The organism is Staphylococcus sp. TCBT05 (assembly GCF_055179755.1).
The window spans coordinates 1-275 of record NZ_JBUQDQ010000022.1 but is presented as its reverse complement, the minus strand read 5'-3'; the positions used below and the strand labels follow the sequence as shown (position 1 = coordinate 275).

Genomic DNA, 275 nt, shown 5'->3' with positions numbered 1-275 from the left:
AAGCTTAACTTCCGTGTTCGGTATGGGAACGGGTGTGACCTTCTCGCTATCGCCACCAGACTATTTAGATGAGGTTTTTGTTCCCTCAAAACTAGATAATGCAGAAGAAGAATTACAAAGCAATCAAATGTGGTTAAGTCCTCGATCTATTAGTATCTGTCAGCTCCACGTGTCACCACGCTTCCACCTCAGACCTATCAACCTGATCATCTTTCAGGGATCTTACTAGCTTGACGCTATGGGAAATCTCATCTCGAGGGGGGCTTCATGCTTAG

General features: G+C 45.1%; 2 rRNA genes. Both read right to left on the bottom strand.

What is annotated here, in order from left to right:
- Positions 1-60: ribosomal RNA gene (gene rrf, locus ACY191_RS06030) — 5S ribosomal RNA — on the bottom strand; the annotation flags it as partial.
- 69 nt (positions 61-129) lie between these two features.
- Positions 130-275, bottom strand: a 23S ribosomal RNA gene (locus ACY191_RS06025); the annotation flags it as partial.